The organism is Celeribacter sp. (genome assembly GCF_048270365.1).
Taxonomy (GTDB): Bacteria; Pseudomonadota; Alphaproteobacteria; order Rhodobacterales; family Rhodobacteraceae; genus Celeribacter.
Window position 1 is genome coordinate 101,496 of record NZ_JBLWTA010000007.1, and the last position, 19,664, is coordinate 121,159.

General features: G+C 60.2%; 24 protein-coding genes and 1 pseudogene. 16 read left to right on the top strand and 9 right to left on the bottom strand.

The features are described 5' to 3' along the window. The first annotated feature begins 45 nt into the window (after positions 1-45). Positions 46-2,631 (top strand): DUF4175 domain-containing protein, encoded by a 2,586-nt coding sequence (locus tag ACN0X0_RS11255; protein ID WP_417279232.1) that lies wholly within the window; start codon positions 46-48, stop codon positions 2,629-2,631. A gap of 6 nt (positions 2,632-2,637) precedes the next feature. Here the strand turns inward: ACN0X0_RS11255 and ACN0X0_RS11260 are convergent, their stop codons facing one another. Together ACN0X0_RS11260 and ACN0X0_RS11265 are read right to left on the bottom strand one after the other, a co-directional pair. Further along, positions 2,638-3,558, bottom strand: a complete 921-nt coding sequence (locus ACN0X0_RS11260) for a hypothetical protein (RefSeq protein ID WP_417279333.1) — start codon at positions 3,556-3,558, stop codon at positions 2,638-2,640. Between the two features lie 66 nt (positions 3,559-3,624). Then, positions 3,625-3,681 (bottom strand): annotated as a pseudogene (locus ACN0X0_RS11265) (MJ0042-type zinc finger domain-containing protein); the annotation flags it as partial. Between the two features lie 187 nt (positions 3,682-3,868). Between ACN0X0_RS11265 and ACN0X0_RS11270 the strand changes: the two are divergent. The 4 genes from ACN0X0_RS11270 to ACN0X0_RS11285 are packed head-to-tail and all read left to right on the top strand — an operon-like array spanning position 3,869 to position 6,819. Then, entirely contained in the window at positions 3,869-4,540 is a 672-nt protein-coding gene (locus tag ACN0X0_RS11270; protein WP_226554576.1) for a cell division ATP-binding protein FtsE, read from the top strand. Beyond that, positions 4,537-5,436 (top strand): cell division protein FtsX, encoded by a 900-nt coding sequence (locus tag ACN0X0_RS11275; RefSeq protein WP_417279233.1) that lies wholly within the window; start codon positions 4,537-4,539, stop codon positions 5,434-5,436. Before ACN0X0_RS11270 ends, ACN0X0_RS11275 begins: the two co-directional genes overlap by 4 nt. Then, the gene (locus ACN0X0_RS11280; protein WP_417279234.1) at positions 5,436-6,179 is read left to right on the top strand and encodes a lysophospholipid acyltransferase family protein; all 744 of its coding nucleotides are present in this window, start codon (positions 5,436-5,438) and stop codon (positions 6,177-6,179) included. The genes ACN0X0_RS11275 and ACN0X0_RS11280 overlap by 1 nt, the downstream gene beginning before the upstream one ends. A gap of 34 nt (positions 6,180-6,213) precedes the next feature. Beyond that, positions 6,214-6,819: a pyridoxamine 5'-phosphate oxidase family protein gene (locus tag ACN0X0_RS11285; RefSeq protein WP_417279328.1), complete on the top strand. Its 606-nt coding sequence runs from the start codon at positions 6,214-6,216 to the stop codon at positions 6,817-6,819. 63 nt (positions 6,820-6,882) lie between these two features. Here ACN0X0_RS11285 and ACN0X0_RS11290 read toward each other — a convergent pair whose 3' ends face one another. Together ACN0X0_RS11290 and ACN0X0_RS11295 are read right to left on the bottom strand one after the other, a co-directional pair. After that, entirely contained in the window at positions 6,883-7,845 is a 963-nt protein-coding gene (locus ACN0X0_RS11290; protein ID WP_226554580.1) for an acetyl-CoA carboxylase carboxyltransferase subunit alpha, read from the bottom strand. A 199-nt stretch (positions 7,846-8,044) separates the two neighbouring features. Beyond that, entirely contained in the window at positions 8,045-9,004 is a 960-nt protein-coding gene (locus tag ACN0X0_RS11295; protein ID WP_417279235.1) for an L-malyl-CoA/beta-methylmalyl-CoA lyase, read from the bottom strand. A 281-nt stretch (positions 9,005-9,285) separates the two neighbouring features. On the opposite strand from ACN0X0_RS11295, the gene dgcN reads away from it, so the two are divergent. Genes dgcN through ACN0X0_RS11310 form a run of 3 tightly spaced genes read left to right on the top strand, consistent with a single transcriptional unit; the run spans position 9,286 to position 12,207 of the window. After that, entirely contained in the window at positions 9,286-10,287 is a 1,002-nt protein-coding gene (gene dgcN / locus ACN0X0_RS11300) for an N-acetyltransferase DgcN (RefSeq protein WP_417279236.1), read from the top strand. A 58-nt stretch (positions 10,288-10,345) separates the two neighbouring features. Further along, positions 10,346-11,314, top strand: coding sequence for an N-acetyl-D-Glu racemase DgcA (gene dgcA / locus ACN0X0_RS11305; RefSeq protein ID WP_417279237.1), 969 nt, complete (start codon positions 10,346-10,348; stop codon positions 11,312-11,314). Between the two features lie 32 nt (positions 11,315-11,346). Then, entirely contained in the window at positions 11,347-12,207 is an 861-nt protein-coding gene (locus tag ACN0X0_RS11310) for a D-amino-acid transaminase (protein WP_417279238.1), read from the top strand. Positions 12,208-12,262: 55 nt separating this feature from the next. Here the strand turns inward: ACN0X0_RS11310 and ACN0X0_RS11315 are convergent, their stop codons facing one another. The 5 genes from ACN0X0_RS11315 to ACN0X0_RS11335 are packed head-to-tail and all read right to left on the bottom strand — an operon-like array spanning position 12,263 to position 14,721. Continuing rightward, the gene (locus ACN0X0_RS11315) at positions 12,263-12,652 is read right to left on the bottom strand and encodes a hypothetical protein (RefSeq protein WP_417279239.1); all 390 of its coding nucleotides are present in this window, start codon (positions 12,650-12,652) and stop codon (positions 12,263-12,265) included. Then, positions 12,642-13,271 carry a DUF5671 domain-containing protein gene (locus tag ACN0X0_RS11320; RefSeq protein ID WP_417279240.1) on the bottom strand — a complete coding sequence of 210 codons (630 nt, stop codon included), beginning with the start codon at positions 13,269-13,271 and terminating at the stop codon, positions 12,642-12,644. The genes ACN0X0_RS11315 and ACN0X0_RS11320 overlap by 11 nt, the downstream gene beginning before the upstream one ends. Next, complete coding sequence (locus ACN0X0_RS11325) at positions 13,268-13,597, bottom strand: DUF1244 domain-containing protein (protein WP_417279241.1); 330 nt, start codon at positions 13,595-13,597, stop codon at positions 13,268-13,270. The genes ACN0X0_RS11320 and ACN0X0_RS11325 overlap by 4 nt, the downstream gene beginning before the upstream one ends. 3 nt (positions 13,598-13,600) lie before the next feature. Then, positions 13,601-13,945, bottom strand: a complete 345-nt coding sequence (locus tag ACN0X0_RS11330; RefSeq protein ID WP_417261243.1) for a 5-carboxymethyl-2-hydroxymuconate Delta-isomerase — start codon at positions 13,943-13,945, stop codon at positions 13,601-13,603. A gap of 2 nt (positions 13,946-13,947) precedes the next feature. Next, a complete protein-coding gene (locus ACN0X0_RS11335; RefSeq protein WP_417261242.1) occupies positions 13,948-14,721 on the bottom strand; it encodes an N-formylglutamate amidohydrolase in 774 nt (257 codons plus the stop codon). A 139-nt stretch (positions 14,722-14,860) separates the two neighbouring features. On the opposite strand from ACN0X0_RS11335, the gene pyk reads away from it, so the two are divergent. The 8 genes from pyk to ACN0X0_RS11375 all read left to right on the top strand — a co-directional run bounded on the left by pyk (position 14,861) and on the right by ACN0X0_RS11375 (position 19,655). After that, positions 14,861-16,309, top strand: coding sequence for a pyruvate kinase (gene pyk, locus ACN0X0_RS11340; protein WP_417261241.1), 1,449 nt, complete (start codon positions 14,861-14,863; stop codon positions 16,307-16,309). A 12-nt stretch (positions 16,310-16,321) separates the two neighbouring features. Next, entirely contained in the window at positions 16,322-16,558 is a 237-nt protein-coding gene (locus ACN0X0_RS11345; protein WP_417261240.1) for a hypothetical protein, read from the top strand. A 117-nt stretch (positions 16,559-16,675) separates the two neighbouring features. Beyond that, a complete protein-coding gene (gene rpmI / locus ACN0X0_RS11350; protein ID WP_009572394.1) occupies positions 16,676-16,876 on the top strand; it encodes a 50S ribosomal protein L35 in 201 nt (66 codons plus the stop codon). A gap of 16 nt (positions 16,877-16,892) precedes the next feature. Further along, on the top strand, positions 16,893-17,255 hold the full coding sequence (gene rplT, locus ACN0X0_RS11355) for a 50S ribosomal protein L20 (RefSeq protein ID WP_167602670.1): 363 nt from the start codon (positions 16,893-16,895) through the stop codon (positions 17,253-17,255). Between the two features lie 120 nt (positions 17,256-17,375). Further along, a complete protein-coding gene (pheS, locus tag ACN0X0_RS11360; RefSeq protein WP_417261239.1) occupies positions 17,376-18,446 on the top strand; it encodes a phenylalanine--tRNA ligase subunit alpha in 1,071 nt (356 codons plus the stop codon). Beyond that, positions 18,446-18,820 carry a DUF2513 domain-containing protein gene (locus tag ACN0X0_RS11365; protein ID WP_417279242.1) on the top strand — a complete coding sequence of 125 codons (375 nt, stop codon included), beginning with the start codon at positions 18,446-18,448 and terminating at the stop codon, positions 18,818-18,820. Before pheS ends, ACN0X0_RS11365 begins: the two co-directional genes overlap by 1 nt. 105 nt (positions 18,821-18,925) lie before the next feature. Continuing rightward, entirely contained in the window at positions 18,926-19,357 is a 432-nt protein-coding gene (locus ACN0X0_RS11370) for an ASCH domain-containing protein (RefSeq protein ID WP_417279243.1), read from the top strand. 16 nt (positions 19,358-19,373) lie between these two features. Then, complete coding sequence (locus tag ACN0X0_RS11375; RefSeq protein ID WP_417261236.1) at positions 19,374-19,655, top strand: YrhK family protein; 282 nt, start codon at positions 19,374-19,376, stop codon at positions 19,653-19,655. The last annotated feature ends 9 nt before the right edge of the window (positions 19,656-19,664 follow it).

The following is a 19,664-nucleotide window of genomic DNA, read 5'->3' on the forward strand; positions in this document are numbered from 1 at the left end:
GGCGCGGGTGTTTTGAACGAAAACTGAACCGCCGAATCGAGATGCATGGAACCTGACCGCGACCCAGCTCGACACCTGACGGAGACACTCGACCGCCCGCTTGCGCGGCGCGTGTCCACTGCGCTGCGTGCGACCGGGGCGGGGCTCGTCGTCGAGCGTCTGGCGCAGGCCTTCTGGCCGGCTTTCTCTCTCGTGGTCTTCGCGGCGGGTCTTGCCATGTTGGGCGTGCAAGACGCGCTTCCGTTTTGGGCGCTTTGGTCTGTGCTCGCTGTCTTTGGCCTTGCACTCATCTTGTCTCTTGTCTTCGGGTTACGCCGTTTACGGCTTCCGACACGGGGAGAGGCCACGGCGCGCGTCGATGCGCAGCTGCCGGGGCGACCGTTGCAGGCGCTTTCCGATCACGCGCTGGTCGGCGCGGGCGATACGGCCTCTGAGGCGATCTGGACCGCCCACCGCAATCGCATGATCCAAAGGCTGGCCCCGATCCGCGCTGTCGCCCCGACGCTCAATCTTGCGCCGCGCGACCCGTTTGCGTTCAGGCTCATCGCCCTGACGACCTTGGGCATGGGGCTTGTGTTCGGCTCGTTTGAGCGGATGGGCTCCGTCACCGATCTCGGCGACACGGGGTCTGAGGTCGCGATGGGGCCGATTTGGGAGGGCTGGGTGCGCCCGCCTGCCTACTCCGGCAAACCGACGCTTTATCTGGGCGACCTCGATCCCAATTTCGAGGTGCCGAAAGGCGCCGATGTGACCCTGCGGTTTTATGGCGAAGACGGCGTGTTGACCCTGCGCGAAACCGTGTCCGGCGATGCGCCCGCAGATCGCCCCGATTTTCAGATCGAACAGCCCGGCGAGATCGAGATCGACGGCCCCACGGGGCGGCTTTGGGATGTGGCGTTGCAGCCCGATACGCCCCCCGTGGCCGAACTCACGGGGCCGATGACCCGCGCGCCGTCGGGCGAAGCGCGACAAGATTTCCGCCTCACCGATGATTTCGGCATCAGCCGCGCCATCCTGACCATCACCCGCGATCTCGACGCGACTGCGCGGCAATATGGCTATGTCCTGCCGCCCGAACCGCGCGATGAGATTTCTGTGCCTGTCATGCTGCCGCAAACCGGGGATCGTCGCGAGATCGAGGGGCTGATCGCGGAAAACCTTGCCCAGCATCCTTTCGCGGGGTTGCCCGTGCGCCTGTCGCTGAGCGCTTGGGACGAGGCGGGGCAGGAAAGCACGGCGGCTCTCGCGGAGAGCATCCTGCCGACGCGTCGGTTCTTTGACCCGCTGGCGGCGGCGATCGTGGATCAGCGGCGTGAACTTTTGTGGAACCGTGAAAATGCGACGCGTGCGGCGCAGGTGCTGCGCGCGGTCTCGGTCAATCCGAGCGAAATGTTCGACGAGATGACAAGCTACATCCGCCTGCGTGAGGTGATCGGTCAAATCGAAGGGCGCGACGGGCTTTTGAGCGACGCGCAGGTCGAGGACATCGCTGAGACGCTTTGGGACATCGCGCTTGAGTTGGAAGATGGCGAGTTGAAAGAGGCGCTGGCCCGTCTGCAGCGTGCGCAGGAGCGCCTGAGCCAAGCGATGCGCGACGGTGCGACGCCCGAAGAGATCGAAGAGCTGATGCAGGAGCTGCGCGAGGCGACCCGCGATTACATGCAGCAACTCGCCGAACAGCAGGGCCCCGAAGACGACGGCACGGACATGCCGGATCAGGGGGATCAAGGCCAACAGATCACGCAGGATCAGTTGCAGGAATTGATGGACCGCATTCAGGAGCTGATGGAGCAGGACCGCATGGCCGAGGCGCAGCAGCTCATGGATATGTTGGCCGAAATGCTGGAGAACATGCGGGTGACGCAAGGCCAGGGGCAGGGCGGCCAAGGCAATCAGGGCATGCAAGGCCTGCAAGACACGCTGCGCGATCAGCAGGAGCTGAATGACGACACCTTTTCCGATCTGCAAAACCAGTTTGGCGAGGATCAGCCGGGCCAAGAAGGACAGGGTCAAGAAGGACAGGGTCAAGAAGGCCAGGGCCAAGAGGGCCAAGATGCTCCGTCTGGTCAGGACAGCGGCTCAGAAGGCCAAGGCCAGAGCCAGGGTGAAAACCAAGGCGAAGGATCTGGCCGGGATCAAGGCACGCTGTCCGAACGGCAACAGGCCCTGCGCGATGCGCTGCGTCAGCAACGCCGCAATCTTCCCAGCGGGCAGGGCGGCGGCGAAGACAGTCTCGGTGGGGCTTTGGATCGTGCGGATCGTGCCATGGAAGAGGCCGAGCGGGCGCTGCGTGAGGGCGATCTCTCCGGCGCGCTCGACGGTCAGGCCGAGGCGATGGAAGCGTTGCGTGAAGGCATGCGTCAGCTTGGGGAACAGCAGGCGCAACAGCAACAAGATCAAGAGGGCCAAGACGGCCAAGGCAGCGCGGGCGGCGAGCCGCAGGGACGTGATCCCTTGGGGCGCAGACCCGGTGACACGGGGCGTTTTGGGTCCGACGATGAATTCTACGAAGGCGAGGATGTCTATCGTCGCGCAGAGGAGCTTTTGGACGAAATCCGTCGCCGCACCGAGGATCGAGAGCGCACAGCGGAAGAGCGCGATTACCTCAATCGCCTGCTCGATCAGTTCTGAGGCGTTTTAAGTGCCGCTGATCTGGCCCAAGAGCGCAGTCAAACGCGCGCTGGCACCAGAGAGAAGCTGATCCAGCCAGCCGCGGAAGCCATTCGCCAGAATGATGTAGGACTCCATCACGCCCGCAAGAGCGGGCACTTTGGATGCAATCACCGGCGCGAGCAGATACAGCACCACAAGCACCACCGCCGTCAGCACCAGCGTCAAAAAGACACTGCGAAATCCCGAACGTTCAGCACGGCTGCGACGGGTGTCCTCGTCAGGGACCGTGCCATCATCGTCCCGCTCGGACGCGGCGCTGAGCGTTGAATTGATTTCCTCGATGTCGGGCAAAAGATCACGCCGCTTGCCGCTTGCCGCCGCGACGCCACCGGCGATGATGCCGGGGTCCGACGGGTCCAACCCGCGCAGACGCGCCATGCGATCACGCAGGCTTTTCTTGGCCGCGTCCTGTGCCGGCTCTTCCAGCCCGAGATCGGGTTGGGTTTCTAACGTTTCGCCTTCGCTATGGCGCATAGACTGATCGAATTCGACCTCGGCGCGCAGGATGTCCCGCACGCTGTCCTTCAGAGCAGAGCCCGGTTGCGCGGCGGCTTCGGGTTCGTCCTCATCATCCTCTTCGAACGTCGGTTCGACAGGTGCCTCGACTGGGTCGACCTCATCGGCCTCAAAACTCTCTGGCGCGATGGCCCTCTCTACAGGGGCCGGTTCGACTTCGGGTTCAGGCTCCGTTTCGGGCAAGGCCTCGGCCTGTGTCAGCGCCGAGACAGCATCCTCAATGTCGGCTTCGCTTTCGTAAGCTTCGGCCTCCGGTTCGGGCGCCGTATCAAACTCGGGCGCCTCAGGTTCGGCGTCTGCACTGTCCGCAAGAGCGTCGTCCTCCTGCGGCACTTCATAGCCAAGCTCATCGGCCAGCTCATTGTCCATATGCGCAGGATTCTGAAACCAGGTGTGCCCGCAGTTTGAACATTGCACGTCACGGCCCGTGTCGGGTATGACACGCGCATCGACCTCATATTGAGCTCCGCAATTGGGACAAATTAACCGCATTTCTTCCCCTGCCGCACAGATATGCGCGTGCTCCCCCAAGCATAACCGCGCTGTTTTTCGGGATTCTTAACGTTCAGAGGAAGATTGTCCATGTTTTTGCGACAGTTGCATTGAAAGGTTTTGACCAGTGAGGCAAAACTGTCGCGAAGAAGCGACGCTAAACGGGATGGGTTCGCAGAGGTGACATGTGATCGAGTTTCATGATGCAGGCTACGGCTACGGTGGGCGAGAGCTTTTGACAGAAATGTCCCTGACGCTGGCGCCAGGGTCGTTCCATTTCCTGACCGGGCCGTCGGGCGCGGGGAAAACCACCTTTCTCAAACTGTGTTACCGTGAGCTTGAGGCTACCGCCGGTCGCGTGTCGATCTTTGGCGAAGACACTCGCCAGATGGAACGCGATGAGGTTGCGGAACTGCGCCGTCGGATCGGGGTTGTGCATCAGGATTGCCAATTTCTCGACCATTTGAATCTTGCCGACAATGTCGCTTTGCCGCTGTCCGTATCGGGCCGGGAGCGCGATGATCGGGATTTGGACGATCTATTGAACTGGGTCGGCTTGTCGGATCAGGCCAAGGCGCGTCCGCCCGAATTGTCCGGCGGCGAACGTCAACGTGCCGCACTTGCGCGCGCCGTGATCATGTCGCCTGAGATCATTCTTGCGGACGAACCCACCGGCAACGTCGATTGGGAGATGTCCCTGCGTCTGTTGCAATTGCTGATTGAACTCAATCGCATGGGCAAAACCGTGGTGATCGCCACCCATGACCTGCATCTCATTCGTCAGGCCAAGGCGCAGGTGCAGGCCCGCGTGTTGCGGATTTCCAATCGCCGCATCCAACAATCGGGGGCGGATCTGTGAAATCCTTTCTCTTGTCCTTCCTGAATTTCAACGAAAGTGCCTCGGGTCGCGTCGTGCCGCCCTCCGGGTTTACGGCGCAGCTGACCGTGATCACGGCGGCGGCCATGGGGTTTCTCGCGGTCTTCGCGCTGGCATTGTCCATGGCGACGGGGCGTTTGGCAGATCGCTGGGGCACCGAACTTGCCCGTGGGTCTACCGTGCGCATTTCGGCCCCCGCCGATCAGATCGAGGCGCAAACCGACGCTGCGCTCAAGGTTTTGGAAACCACGCCGGGCGTGCGTGAAGCGCGGCTCTTGACCGCCGAGGAAGAGACCGCCCTGTTGGAGCCTTGGTTTGGCCCCGATCTGCCGCTCGATACGCTGACTTTGCCGGTGCTGATCGATGTGCAGGAGACCTCTGATGGCTTCGATGCCGAGGGCCTGCGCTTGCGTCTGGCGGGCGAAGCTCCCGGTGCCGTGCTTGACGATCACACCCGTTGGCGTCGGCCTCTTGTACGCGCCGCTGAGCGTCTGCGGCTTTTGGGGATAGTGTCCCTTTTGTTGATCGCGGGCGTCACCGGTGGCATGATCACTCTGGCCGCCAATGCCGCTCTGGCCGCCACGGCGCAGGTGATCCGCACTCTACGTCTCGTCGGTGCCACGGATCGCTTTATTGCCAGTGCCTTTGTGCGTCGCTTCACCTTTCGCGGATTCTCCGGCGCTGTCATTGGCACGGTCTTCGGAATGATCGCCGTCGCGCTTTTGCCGAGCGCCGATGAGGCCGGCGGCTTCCTGACGGGGCTCGGCTTTTCCGGGATGCAATGGCTCTGGCCTCTGTTGATCCCCGTTCTGGCCGCGCTCGTGGCCTTTGTCGCCACGCGGGTGGCCGCGACCCAAACTCTGAGAAGGCTGATGTGATGCCCTATCCGATCCAGTGGATTTTGTCCCTGATCTTCGTGATCCAGATGTATCTGGCTATGGCCCTTTTGGCGATTGTCTTCACGCCTCTGGCTATCCTCAAACGCGACTATGCCTATCTCGCCTGCCGCACCTATTGCCACTGGGTGCGCCTGTCCGCGCGCTGGCTCGTGGGGCTCAAATCCGAAATCCGGGGCGAAGTTCCCACCGATGAGGTTTTGATCGGTGCCAAACATCAAAGCTTTTTCGACATCATTTTGATCGTCTCGGCGGTGCCGCGTCCGAAATTCATCATGAAAAAGCAACTCGTCTGGACCCCCATCGTCGGATATTACGCCAAGCGCATCGGCTGTGTCGCCGTGGATCGCGGCAAGCGTGGGCAGGCGATCAAAAAGATGATCGCGGACGTGAAATCCGGCGCCTCTCTGCCCGGTCAGCTGATCATTTTCCCGCAGGGCACCCGTGTCGCGGCGGGCGCGCATCTGCCCTATAAAATCGGCACCGGGGTGCTCTATGAGCAGACCGAACAGCCGCTCGTGCCCGCCGCCACCAATGTTGGCGTGTTCTGGCCGCGTCATGGTGTTTACCGCAAACCCGGCCTTGCGGTGGTGGAATTCCTGCCCCGGATCGAAGCGGGGCGCGAGATGAAAGAGGTGATGGCAGAGCTGGAGACCACCGTCGAGGCGGCCTCGGATCGGTTGATGGCCGAGGCGGGCTTTGAGGGGCCGGTCAAAACGTCATAGATCAGTGATCTTGTTGCGCTAGATGCTGGGCATGATGAAATACGTCACAGATATCTCCACCCTCGAAGCTCTCTACGGCACACCGGGGCCTGCCGCCACCGACAAGATCGCGCGCCGCATGACGCCGGAGTTTCGTGTCTGGCTGGACCGCTGCCGCTTTTGCATCCTGTCCACCGTCGGCCCGGAGGGCACGGACGCCACACCACGTGGTGACAAAGAGCCGGTGCTGCGCGAATTGGACCCCGGCACGCTCGCGCTGCCCGACTGGATGGGCAACAACCGCATCGACAGTCTGCGCAACATCGTCCGCGACCCGCGCGCCTCTCTCATGCTCTTTGTGCCCGGCTCCAACAATGTGGTGCGGATCAACGGGCGGGCTTTCGTGACGCTGGACGACGATCTGCGCCAATCCTTTGAGGTGAACGGCAAACATCCCCGCTCCGTCATCGTCTTTGAAATCAAGGAGATCTACACCCAATGCGCCCGCGCCCTGATGCGCGCCGCTCTTTGGGACGGGCGCGACGACAGCGAGGGTCTGCCCAGCGTTGGCCAAATCCTCGCGGCACTCACTGACGGTCGGGTCGGCGGCAAGGCCTATGACGAAGAATGGCCGGAACGCGCCGCCAAAAGCATGTGGTGACACAAAAAGGTCGCGCAAATCGCACGGCCTCTTCATTGCAGATCAAATACTCGAAAGTCAGATTTACGCAGCCAGCCCTTTTGACCCCATCTCAAGGAACTTCTTGCGGCGGTCCTTGAGGATGGTCTCCGGCTTTTTCTTTTGCAGCGGGGCGAGCATCGCCTCGATGGCCTTGCCCACGGCGGCAATTGTCGCTTCACGGTCGCGTTGTGCGCCGCCCAGCGGTTCGGGGATGATCTGGTCGATCACGCCAAGTTTCTGCAAATCCTGCGCGGTCAGACGCAGCGCTTCTGCGGCCTCACGCATTTTCTCGGCGTCTTTCCAGAGGATCGAGGCGCAGCCTTCGGGCGAAATCACCGAATAGACCGAATGTTCGAGCATCGCGAGTTTGTTAGATGACGCAAAAGCAACCGCGCCGCCAGAGCCGCCCTCGCCAATGATCACGGAAATCATAGGCACTTTCAGTTTGAGACATTTCGCGGTGGATTGCGCGATGGCCTCGGATTGGCCACGCTCTTCCGCGCCCTTGCCCGGATAGGCGCCGGGGGTGTCGACCAGCGCGATGACCGGAAGGCCAAAGCGGTCGGCCAAATCCATCAAACGAATGGCTTTGCGATAGCCCTCGGGGCGCGCCATGCCGAAATTGCGCTCGATGCGGGATTTGGTGTCATGGCCTTTTTCCTGACCGATCACCACGACAGGCTGGTCGCCAAAGCGTGCCAGACCGCCCATAACCGCATGGTCATCGGCGAAATTCCGGTCACCCGCCAAGGGTGTATATTCGGTGAACAGCGCCTCGATATAGTCCTTGCAATGCGGACGGTCCGGGTGGCGCGCAACCTGACATTTGCGCCAAGGGGTCAGGCCTTTGTAGAGGTCCTTGAGCATATCCGCGGCTTTCTTGTCCAAAGCGGCGGCTTCTTTTTCGACGTCCATCTCTTCGTTGCTGCGGGCCAAGGCGCGCAATTCTTCGGCTTTGCCCTCGATCTCGGCCAAGGGTTTTTCGAATTCGAGATAGTGAGTCATGCGGACCTCCGAACGGTTTCGACCCCGTATATGGCTATTTTCACGCGCGGGTGCAACTCAGCATGAAAATACGCTGGGGATTGCAGTCTCGCAGGCTCGCAAATCTGCGAAAAGAAACGCCCCGAAGCCAAAGCCTCGGGGCGTTATCGCCTCAACGACCGTGCCTCCCCGCACGGACGGAGGGGATTAACAGAGGGGATTAGCTTTTGGCGATCAATTCGGCCTGCGCCACGATGACTTCGGCCTGTTTGATCGAGGCGATGTCGACCAGACGGCCTTTGTAAACGGTCGCGCCTTCGCCATTGGCTTTGGCCTGTTCCATCGCGGCCAAGATTTCGCGGGCCTCGGTGACGGCCTCTTCAGACGGCGTAAACACCTCATTGGCCAGCGCGATCTGTTTCGGGTGGATCGCCCATTTGCCGACCATGCCCAGCGTCGCGGAGCGCCGCGCCTGTGCCCGGTAGCCTTCGTCATCGGAGAAGTCGCCAAACGGCCCGTCGACCGGCAAAACGCCGTGCGTGCGACAGGCGGCGACGATGGCGGCCTGCGCCCAATGCCACGGGTCGGAGTAATGCCGCGTGTCGCCGTGCAGCATGTAGTAATTCTCCTGCGTGCCGCCGATGCCGGTGGTTTGCATGCCCATCGAGGCCGCGAAATCCGCCGCCCCAAGGCTCATGGCGACGAGACGCGGAGAGCTGGCTGCGATCTCTTCGACATGCGCGATGCCGGCGGCGGATTCGATGATAACCTCGAAATTGATCTTTTTCGTGCGGCCCTTGGCGCGCTCGATGGCGGTGACCAGCGCGTCGACCGCATAGATGTCTTCGGCGCAGCCCACTTTCGGGATCATGATCTGATCGAGCCGCTCACCCGCCTGTTCCAAGAGGTCCACGACATCGCGATACCAATAGGGCGTGTCGAGCGAGTTGATCCGCACGGCCAGCGTTTTCTTGCCCCAGTCAATCGTGTTGATCGCCTCGATGATATTCGCGCGGGCCACGTCCTTGTCGGAGGGCGCGACCGAATCCTCGAGGTCGAGATTGATCACATCCGCTGCGGAGGCGGCCATTTTCGGGAAGAGTTTGGTGTTCGATCCGGGGCCGAACAGCTGACAGCGGTTCGGGCGGTCCACGGGGGTGGGCTGGAGTCGGAAGGACATTGGCGCTCCTCTCGCAATGATATTTCCAAAATGTCGAATGCATTGTTATTATCTTGCGTGCCGTGTGGCAAGGAGGTTTTTGCGCCTGCGGCATATCCCGCGACAGAACATTAAATAAAGTTTTCAAACTGCTTATTTACTGAACTTAGCAATTAATATCCCAAAATATATGATTTGAATGGGATAATCTCCCATTCCGTCAACTTCTCTGACGCAAAATCCGAAGCACCTTGCATCGAATCTCGGTCACTCTGGGACAAACGCAACCGGAGTGCTGCACCATGATCGAAACACCGTATCTTCTTTTCCTCGGCGACGCCCCTGACCAACTGGCTGCGAAAGTGGCGCAAGGGATCAAGGATTGGCGCCCCGAATTCGCCCTCGGCCAGTTCCGCATGGAAGGCTGCAAGGCTGATATGAAACTGCCCGACATGGACCTAAAGGCTGCGAAAGAGGCGGGGGCCAAAACCTTGGTCATCGGTGTGGCTAACCGCGGCGGCGTGATCAGCCCGGCGTGGAAAAAGGTTCTGATCGACGCGCTTGAAGAGGGGTTCGACATTGCCTCCGGCCTGCACAACCTGCTGCGCGAGGAAGAAGACCTTGTCGCCGTCGCCAAAACCTTTGGCCGGACGCTGCACGACGTGCGCATCCCGTCTGTGAAATACCCGATCGCCAATGGCGTGAAGCGGACCGGCAAGCGTTGCCTCGCCGTCGGCACCGATTGTTCCGTGGGCAAGATGTACACGGCGCTGGCGATGGACAAATCCATGCGCGAAAAGGGCATGAAATCGACCTTCCGCGCCACCGGCCAGACCGGCATTCTGATCACCGGCGACGGTGTGCCGCTTGATGCCGTGATCGCCGATTTCATGGCGGGCTCCATCGAATATCTGACGCCGGACAACGATGCGGATCACTGGGATCTGATCGAAGGACAGGGCAGCCTGTTCCACGTCTCCTACTCTGGCGTGACCATGGCGCTGGTGCATGGCGGTCAGCCGGATGCGCTGATCCTCTGTCACGAACCGACCCGCGAACATATGCGCGGTCTGCCGGGGTTCTCGCTTCCGTCGCTTGAGGCGCTGCGGGACACGGCGCTCAACCTCGCGAAAGTGGCGAACCCGGACTGTCAGGTGGTCGGCATCTCGATCAACACCCAGCACCTGTCCGAGGAGGAGGCGCTCGCCTATCTCGCCAAGGTCGAGGAAGAAATGGGGTTGCCCGCCGTCGATCCGTTCCGTCAGGGCGCGGACCGTCTGGCCGATGCTTTGGCAGCACTCTAAGATTGAGGGGCGTCTTCGGGCGCCCTTTTTACGAAACGGACCAAACGCAGGACATCCCATGCCCAAACTGACCGTCGCCTCCGAGAGTTTTCGTCTGGCCGAAGTGTTCACCATCTCGCGCGGATCGCGCACCGAGGCCAAGGTGATCACGGTGCGCGCCACGGAGGGTGATCAGACCGGCTGGGGCGAATGTGTGCCCTATGCGCGCTATGGTGAGAGTCTCGAGAGTGTCGCCGCCGAGATCGAAGGCCTGCCCGAAGACATCACGCGGGCAACCTTGCAAGAGGCGCTTTCCGCAGGCGCCGCGCGCAATGCGGTCGATTGTGCGTTGTGGGATTTGGAGGCCTCCAAGGCCGGGAGGCGGGTGTGGGAAATGCTCGATCTGCCAGCGCCTGTTCCGATGATCACGGCTTACACGCTGTCGCTGGCCTCTCCCGAAGAAATGGAGCGTTCGGCGGCCAAACATGCGCATCGGCCGCTGTTGAAAATCAAACTCGGCACGCCCGACGACATGGCGCGGCTTGAGGCGGTGCGTCGCGGCGCGCCGACATCGAAGATTATCGTCGATGCGAATGAGGGTTGGACCGCGGAGGTCTATGCAGACCTCGCGCCGCATCTGGTGCGGCTTGGCGTGCAGCTTGTGGAACAACCCTTGCCCGCGGGGCGGGACGATATGTTGGCGGAGATTGAGAGACCCCTTCCGGTCTGCGCCGATGAATCCTGTCACGACCGGGCGAGCCTGCCGGATCTCAAGGGCAAATATGATGTGATCAACATCAAGCTCGACAAGACCGGCGGGCTCACCGAAGCTCTGGAGCTGCGCAAGGCGGCGCGGGCCGAAGGCTATGGCATCATGGTCGGCTGTATGGTCGGCACATCTTTGGCGATGGCGCCCGCCGTGATCGTGGCTCAAGGCGCACGTGTGGTGGACCTTGACGGGCCATTGCTTTTGGCCGAAGACCGACCGGAACCTTTGCACTATGACGCGGAGGGCGTTCACCCGCCTCTGCGCGCGCTTTGGGGCTGATAGCTTAAGACCTGTATCTCAAGGAGACCACCATGACACGCACCGTTTACGTGAACGGCGACTACCTGCCGGAAACCGAGGCAAAAATTTCCATTTTCGACCGCGGGTTCCTAATGGCGGACGCGGTTTATGAGGTGACCTCTGTCCTGAATGGCAAGCTCATCGACTTTCAGGGCCACGTCGCCCGTCTTCAGCGCTCTTTGGCGGAGCTTGATATGGTGTCGCCGGTGACGATGGACGAGCTGTTGGAGATCCACCACCAGCTGATCGAGAAGAACAACCTCGAAGAGGGCGGGATTTACCTTCAGGTGACCCGTGGTGCGGGCGCCGACCGTGATTTCGTCTGGCCGGACCCCGAAGAGGTGAAGGGTGGCATCGTGCTCTTTACCTTTGCCAAGAAAATCACCTCGAACAAAGCGCTCGATGAGGGCATCAAGGTGATCTCCGTCGAGGATCTGCGCTGGGGCCGTCGCGACATCAAGACCACGCAGCTTTTGTGGCCGTCCTACGCCAAGATGCAGGCCAAGAAAGCCGGCGCGACCGACGCGTGGTTCGTCGAGGATGGTTATGTGACCGAGGGCTATGCCAACAACGCCTATATCGTCAAAGACGGTGTGATCATCACCCGCGAGCTGTCCAACGACATCCTGCATGGCATCACCCGAACCGCGATCCTCAAGTTCGCCAAAGAGGCGCAGATGAAGATCGAGGAACGCCCCTTCACCATCGAAGAGGCCCAGAATGCGGATGAAGCTTTCGCGACCTCTGCCACGGGCTTTACCCAGCCGGTCGTGGAGATCGACGGTGTGACGGTCGGCACCGGCAAACCGGGTCCGGTGTCCACGCGCCTGCGTGAGATTTACATCGACGAGATGCCGAAAACGGCGTTGTGATCCGATCTCACAGTGATCTGATGCAAAAAGGCCCGCACTGTGCGGGCCTTTTCTTTTAGTCGGTTTTGCCGCTGAGGCATCCGTTTTCGGAGATGTCCTGACGCCATTGTCGGGTGCGCAGGGTGTCGATGTCTTCGAACTCGGCGCAGACTTTAAAACTGCCGTCGTCTTGCGGCAGATAGCGGTAGCCTTCTTCGGGCAACAAAGCCACCTCGGACATATTCAGGGAACAGGTCTCCGTGTTGTCCAAAGTGGCAGGCGGTTCACCGGCTGCGCGCGCGAGGCATTGGGCCTGGCTTTGCAGAGCGATCAAATCCCAATAGCGTTGATCGTCCCGTTTCTCGATCCGCCCGGCCTCAGGACCGCCGACTGTAAGCAGCCCCGCGATCAGAACGCCCGCGACAAGGAGAGTGAGCGCCACTTGCGGCCAAGGCTTAGTGTCCATCTTCGGCATCCTTCATGGCGCCTTGGAAATAGCTGAACACAGTGCCCGCGACGGCCGCGACCAACACAAGCTGCGCGATGAATTCAAGCGTCAACTCGCCATTCAAGAGCGCATAAATGGCCCCCAAAAGATCGCCCAGCAGCGCGATGGAGGAAAAGAACAGGGCGCTGTAGCCAAACCATTTGCGCACGACAGAGCGCTTGTGGCTTGGGTCGCGGGCAAGCTTGCGGGCCTCCGAGCGTTGCATCAGCATGAACAGCGGGAAGAATACGATCAGTGCCGCGATGGACCAGCGCATGGAGCGGTTGGTCAAAGAGGGGCGCGGCGTGTCGGAGAGCCAGCGTTTGATCAGGTCGAACCCGAGGTCGACGATGTGCCAGGCGGTCATGCTCAGCGCGACGAACATCAGTGCGTAGAAAAATGCCTCCCGTGCAGAGACATAGGGGCGCGGACGCGGCACCGGCGGGATGTGAGCCGTGTCGGACCAGGCGCTCAGAGCCTCGCGCACTTCGCTGTCGGCCCATCCCGCCTCGCGCAAAGCGGTGCCGATGTCATCGCGGCTTTGTCCTGCGATCAGTGCCTCGCGGGTGAATTGCGCAAGTTGCTCTGCGGGCTTCATTCTTTCAATTCTTTCCCGACATTCTCGGCGAAAGCCTTTTCGAAGGCGGCCTGTTGCTCGGGCGAGGCCTCGGTCTGGCTTTGTGCTTTCCAATCGTCATAGGGCATGCCGTAAAACAGTTCACGCGCCTCTTCTTTCGACATCTCGATGCCGCGCTCGCCTGCGGCCTCTTGCACCCAGCGCGACAGGCAATTGCGACAGAAACCAGCAAGGTTCATCATGTCGATGTTCTGCACATCGGGTCGTTTGTTCATCAGGTGATCGCGCAGCGTGCGAAAGGCGGCTGCTTCGATCTCCACCATGGTTTTCTCATCAATCTCGGGCATGTCTTATCCTCTCACGCGTTTGGCATAGGCGGCTGTGTTCATGTCGCGCACATCGACGGAGAGGCTGCCGACCGTCGGCATGATCCCGTCCATCGCCTTCAGGACAATATCCGACAGCCGGGCCTTTGTCTCGTCATCGCGGCCCGTCAAAAGATAGAGCGTGGCATGGGCGAAGGTATCGGGCTCCGTGCCGATTTTGAAATAGGGCTGGGGACGAGCGCGGGTTTTGAGTGCGGGGGCGTTGATTTCCACATCGAGAATAAGCGCGTCGAAGACGGCTTCACAGAGCGCTTGGATATCGTGGCTTCGCTCGAGGCCTTCGGAAAAGTCGATGACGACATGGGGCATGGTTATACTCCGGTTTTGGTCAGGGTGTCGGTGAGGATAGGCGCCAAAAGCGCGGCCCAATGGGCCTGGCCTTCGGCTGTTTCAATGAGATCGGAGCGCAGTTCGATCAACAGGTTCAGCCGCCCGTGATGTAGCGCATGGCGGTCGATGGCATCCCCTGGCAGGTGGCCGTCATAGGGTTCGTTGTCGCCGATGACCAAACGTTCGCCGATCTTTTCGGCCTCCGCTTGCAAGGCCTCAGAGGTCTCGAGCGCTGCGATGAAGGGGGCGGTAAAGCGTTTGTCGTAAGCCGAGAGAATGCCGATCTGCCAGGGCCGGCGCGGGCGGTTTTTGAGTTGCGGCGTGAAGCTATGGATGGCGCAGATCACCACATCGTCGCGCGCGGCACAGATCGCCTCATAGGCGTCGTGATAGGGGCGATGAAACAGCGCGAGACGCCGCTCGACCTCTGCCGCATCGGCGTGGCGGTTGGCGGGAATGATGGTCCCGTCATAGAGTTTCATCACCAAGGTCGGATCATCTTCGCCCCGGTTCGGGTCGATCACGAGACGGGAGAAATCCGTGTGGATCATCGGGCTGTCCAATAGGCGGGCCAATTCGCGGCTCACCCCCAGCGCGCCGATGTCATAGGCGATATGACGTGCCATGTCGTCCGCGCCAATGCCAAGATCGGGACCGATCTCCGGGGGGACGCGATTTGTGGCATGATCGCAGGTGACAAGCCAACGTCCGCTTCGATTTTCACCAAGAGCATGATAAGAAGGGATTAAGGTCATTTTTGCGTCACCTTTCGCTTTCATATCTCCATTAAGCGGTTTCTTGGCGGTGTGCCAGTTGTCATGCGCTAACATTTACTGCATAGAGAGCGTGGCCCGCGAAAATGATGCGATGGAAAGAAAAGGACTATCGGCAGATATGAGACGTCTTCGGAATGTAAAAATCGTGGCCACGCTGGGCCCCGCATCCAATGATTACGACACCATCCGCGCGCTGTCAGAGGCCGGCGCCGATGTGTTCCGTTTGAACATGAGCCATGGCGATCACGAGGAAATTCGTGCCCGTCACGCCATCATCCGCAAGATCGAAACCGATCTCGGTCGCCCGATCGCCATTCTGGCGGATTTGCAGGGGCCGAAACTTCGGGTCGGCAAATTCGGCTCTGGCGCGCATGATCTCGAAGAGGGCGACAAGTTCCGCCTCGATCTTGACGATGCGCCGGGCAACGGGGTGCGCGTGCAACTGCCGCATCCCGAAATTTTCGCGGCCTTGCAGCCGGGGTCCTCGCTGTTGGTCAATGACGGCAAAATCCGCCTCAAGGTCGAAGACTGCGGGTCGGATTACGCGGATTGTGTTGTCACCGTCGGCGGCACGATTTCCGACCGCAAAGGCGTGAACGTACCCGACGTGGTGCTGCCGCTGGCCGCTCTGTCGCCGAAAGATCGCAAAGACCTCGAATTCGTCTGCGAGTTGGGTGTGGATTGGGTGGCGCTGTCCTTTGTGCAACGTCCCGAAGATATGCTGGAAGCCAAGGACCTGGTGAAAGGTCGCGCTTCCGTTTTGGCGAAGATCGAAAAACCTGCGGCTGTCGATGCCTTCGAAGACATCCTCGCGGTGTCCGATGGGATCATGGTGGCCCGTGGCGATCTTGGCGTCGAATTGCCGGTGCAGGCCGTGCCGCCGATCCAGAAACGCCTGACGCGGCGCTGCCGTGCGGTGGCAAAGCCGGTGATCGTCGCGACTCAGATGCTGGAAAGCATGATCGAAAGCCCCATGCCGACCCGCGCCGAGGTCTCCGACGTGGCGACCGCCATTTACGAGGGCGCCGATGCGATCATGCTGTCGGCGGAATCCGCTGCGGGCAATTATCCGATCGAAGCCGTGACCACGATGAACAACGTGGCCGTGTCGGTTGAAAGCGATCCGGTCTACCGTGATGTGCTCGACGCGTCGCGCGCCGGGATCAAGCGCAACACCACCGCCGACGCCATCGTCTCGGCCGCCCGCGAGATTGCGGAAACCACCGATGTCAAAGCGGTGGTTTGCTATTCCGAGAGCGGCACCACCGCCGCGCTCACGGCCCGCGAACGTCCGCATGTGCCGATCATCGCCATGACGTCGCGCCGCAACACCGCGCGCAAGCTCTGCCTCTATTGGGGTATGCATTGCGTGATGACCGGTGAGGTGGAGCGGTTCAAAATGGCCGTGGTCAATGCGGCTCGCGCCGCGCGCACCTCGGGTTTTGCGACCGAAGAAGACAAGATCGTGGTGATTGCGGGCATTCCGTTCAACCAGCCGGGGTCGACCAACATTTTGCGGGTCGCGCCTTGTGAAGAGCGGCTGATCTTCAACACCGATCCGGAATAACGGCACAGTCACGTGGGTACGGATTTCCTTCTTGTGTTGGGTGCGGTGCTCATTTTGCTCGCCGTGCCCAATGCTATCAAAGCCTACTCCGAGGTGCGTTCCCCGCGGGTCGCGACCGGTATGATCGTGGCCGGGGGCGTGATGTTCGTCTCGGCCCTCGTGTTGCACCCGGAAGGCTACCGTTTCGAGGATATCCCGGAGGCCGTTCTGCGCGTGATCTCGCGAATCCGGTCTTTTTTCCATGCGTGAGCATCACAAGGCTTGCTAAATGGTCCTATCGGCTGTAATGGCAGCCGCTCATGGGGCGCGTCCGGCGATATGGCATGCCGAGTCGCGCTGATAACCATCGAACCAAAGGAGATGGAAATGCCTAAGATGAAGACGAAGTCGAGCGCCAAAAAGCGCTTCAAAATGACCGCCACTGGCAAGGTCAAAGCAGGTCAGGCCGGCAAACGCCATGGCATGATCAAACGCACTACGAAATTTATCCGTGACGCACGTGGCACGACCACGCTCTCCGCACCCGATGCGAAGATCGTGAAGTCCTACATGCCCTACAACCGCTAATTAGGGAGAGAGACACATGTCCCGCACCAAAGGTGGTACCGTTACCCACGCCCGTCACAAAAAAGTTCTGAAGGCCGCCAAAGGTTACTACGGCGCCCGGTCCCGGAACTTCCGCACCGCAACTCAGGCCGTCGACAAGGCGAACCAATACGCGACCCGCGACCGTAAGGCCCGCAAGCGTAACTTCCGCGCCCTGTGGATCCAGCGGATCAACGCTGCCGTGCGTTCGCATGACGAAGCGCTGACCTACTCCAAATTCATCAACGGCCTCGCGCTGGCTGGCATCGAAGTGGACCGTAAAGTCCTCGCCGATCTCGCCATCCACGAGCCGGATGCGTTTGGTGCCATCGTCGATAAGGCGAAGGCCGCGCTCGCGTAAGCTCCCCTCACAGGGAATTACAGTTTTTAGAAGCCGCGGACCTCATGGGGTCTCGCGGCTTCTTGTCTTTTGGGTCTCTCGTGGTATCGAGGCGGGGACCAATGAATACGAGGGGTTCAGATGATTGATCTGAAGAACAAATACCTCACCGCCATCTTGCAGGCGGGAGATGAGGCCACTCTTGAGGACATCCGTCTTCAGGCCGTCGGCAAAAAGGGTGAAGTGGCGCTTAAGATGCGCGAACTGGGCAAGATGAGCCCGGAAGAGCGTCAGGTCATGGGGCCGAAGCTCAACGCGTTGAAAGACGAGATCAACTCTGCGCTGGCCGCCAAAAAGGTCGCGCTGGAAGATGCCGCCTTGGATGCGCGTCTGGCCGAGGAATGGCTCGATGTGACCCTGCCGGGGCGTCAGCGTCCGCAAGGGTCGATCCATCCGATCTCGCGTGTCTCGGAAGAGATTTACGCGATCTTCGCGGACCTTGGATTCGCGGTGGCCGAAGGCCCGCAGATCGAAGACGACTGGCACAATTTCGACGCGCTCAACATCGCGCCGAACCACCCGGCGCGCCAAGAGCATGATACCTTCTACATGCACCGCGCCGAGGGGGACGAGCGCGCGCCGAACGTGTTGCGCACCCACACTTCGCCGGTGCAAATTCGGACTATGATCGACCAAGGCGCACCGATCCGCATCATCGCGCCGGGCCGTGTCTACCGCTCCGACTACGACCAGACCCACACGCCGATGTTCCACCAAGTCGAAGGCATGGCCATCGACAAGGACATCTCCATGGCGAACCTGAAATGGGTGCTCGAAGAGTTCTACACCGCGTTTTTCGGCACCAAGGTCAAAACCCGCTTCCGCGCCTCGCATTTCCCCTTCACGGAACCCTCCGCCGAGGTGGATGTGCAGTGCAAATGGGAAAACGGCACCGTGACCGTGGGCGAGGGCGACGATTGGCTCGAAGTCCTGGGCTCCGGCATGATGCACCCCAAAGTCCTGACCGCCGGCGGCATTGACCCGAAAGAATGGCAAGGCTTTGCCTTTGGCATGGGGATCGACCGTCTGGCGATGCTGAAATACGGCATCCCGGATCTGCGGGCGTTCTTTGACTCTGACCTGCGCTGGCTGCGTCACTATGGGTTTAGCGCGCTTGGCACGCCGACGCTGGCGGGGGGGATTCACGGGTAATGGCTAAGCGAAATCTTGACCGTATGAGGGAGATTCTATGCTTCATTGAAGATGATAATGACGTTCATGGCAGAGCAATACTTGCAGGAAATGCATTTTTTAATGCTGAGGACAGTTATCAAATTCAACTTTTGCAGCAAGCGGGATTTATTCAGGTTGGTCCAATTTCAATGGGGAGTGGGATGCCAAGTTGGGGATCTGTAACTTTCGAGGGTCACGATTACCTTGATGCCATTCGTGATGAGGGCATTTGGTCCAAGACAAAGAACGCTGTTGCAGAAACAGGTGGAAGTGCCTCGATTGAAATCGTTAAAGCCCTTGCCGTTGGCTTTTTGAAAAAGAAAATCTCCCAACACACGGGGATGGAACTATGAAATTCACACTCTCCTGGCTCAAAGAGCATCTGGAAACCGAGGCGAGCCTCGATGACATCCTTTACGCGCTGACCGATCTAACTTTCTAAGGCGACAGACTCCAAAATGACCAACGCAGACGACAACATGGAAGACCTCCAAGTCACCTATCCGGGGGCGGGGACGTTTCAGTTGGGCGCAACCAAAGGTCGGGTGGAGCATCTCAACAAACTGGTCGCCGCCAAACAGAAAACCGCCACCTGCCTGCCGTGGTCCGAGTTCGAGAATGACCAAGACGCGCTGCCGCAAGTGGGCCGTTGTGACATCATCGCCGACTGGGACGGCGCGCCTGCCATGGTGGTGCGCACCGTGAGCGTCGATAAGGTCAAATTCCGCCACGTGACCCCGCAAATGGCCATGGCTGAGGGGGAAGACAAAGACATCGAAGCGTGGCGCAAACGCACCGCAAAGGCATTTGGCACCAAAGGCGTGTTGGACCGCGACACGATGTTGGTGTTTGAAACCTTTGAATTGGTCGAAGATTTAGGCCTGCGCTGAGCGATAAGAGACGGATATGACCCTTTTCGACAACAGAAACCGCACCAAAAGCGACGAGACCCATCGCGTCTATGCCGCCTATGAGTTGGCGCATACGCTGGTGGATTTCGGCGCGGCGATCTGTTTTGTCATCGGGTCGATCCTGTTTTTTTACCAAGACCTGCAAGAGGCGGGGACGTGGCTGTTTCTGATCGGCTCGCTTCTTTTTGCCGCCAAACCGACATTGCGCCTGATGCGCGAAATTAAACTGCTCAAAATGGGTCGCATCGCTGATCTTGCCGAGCGCGAAGAAACCTAGGGAGACCCC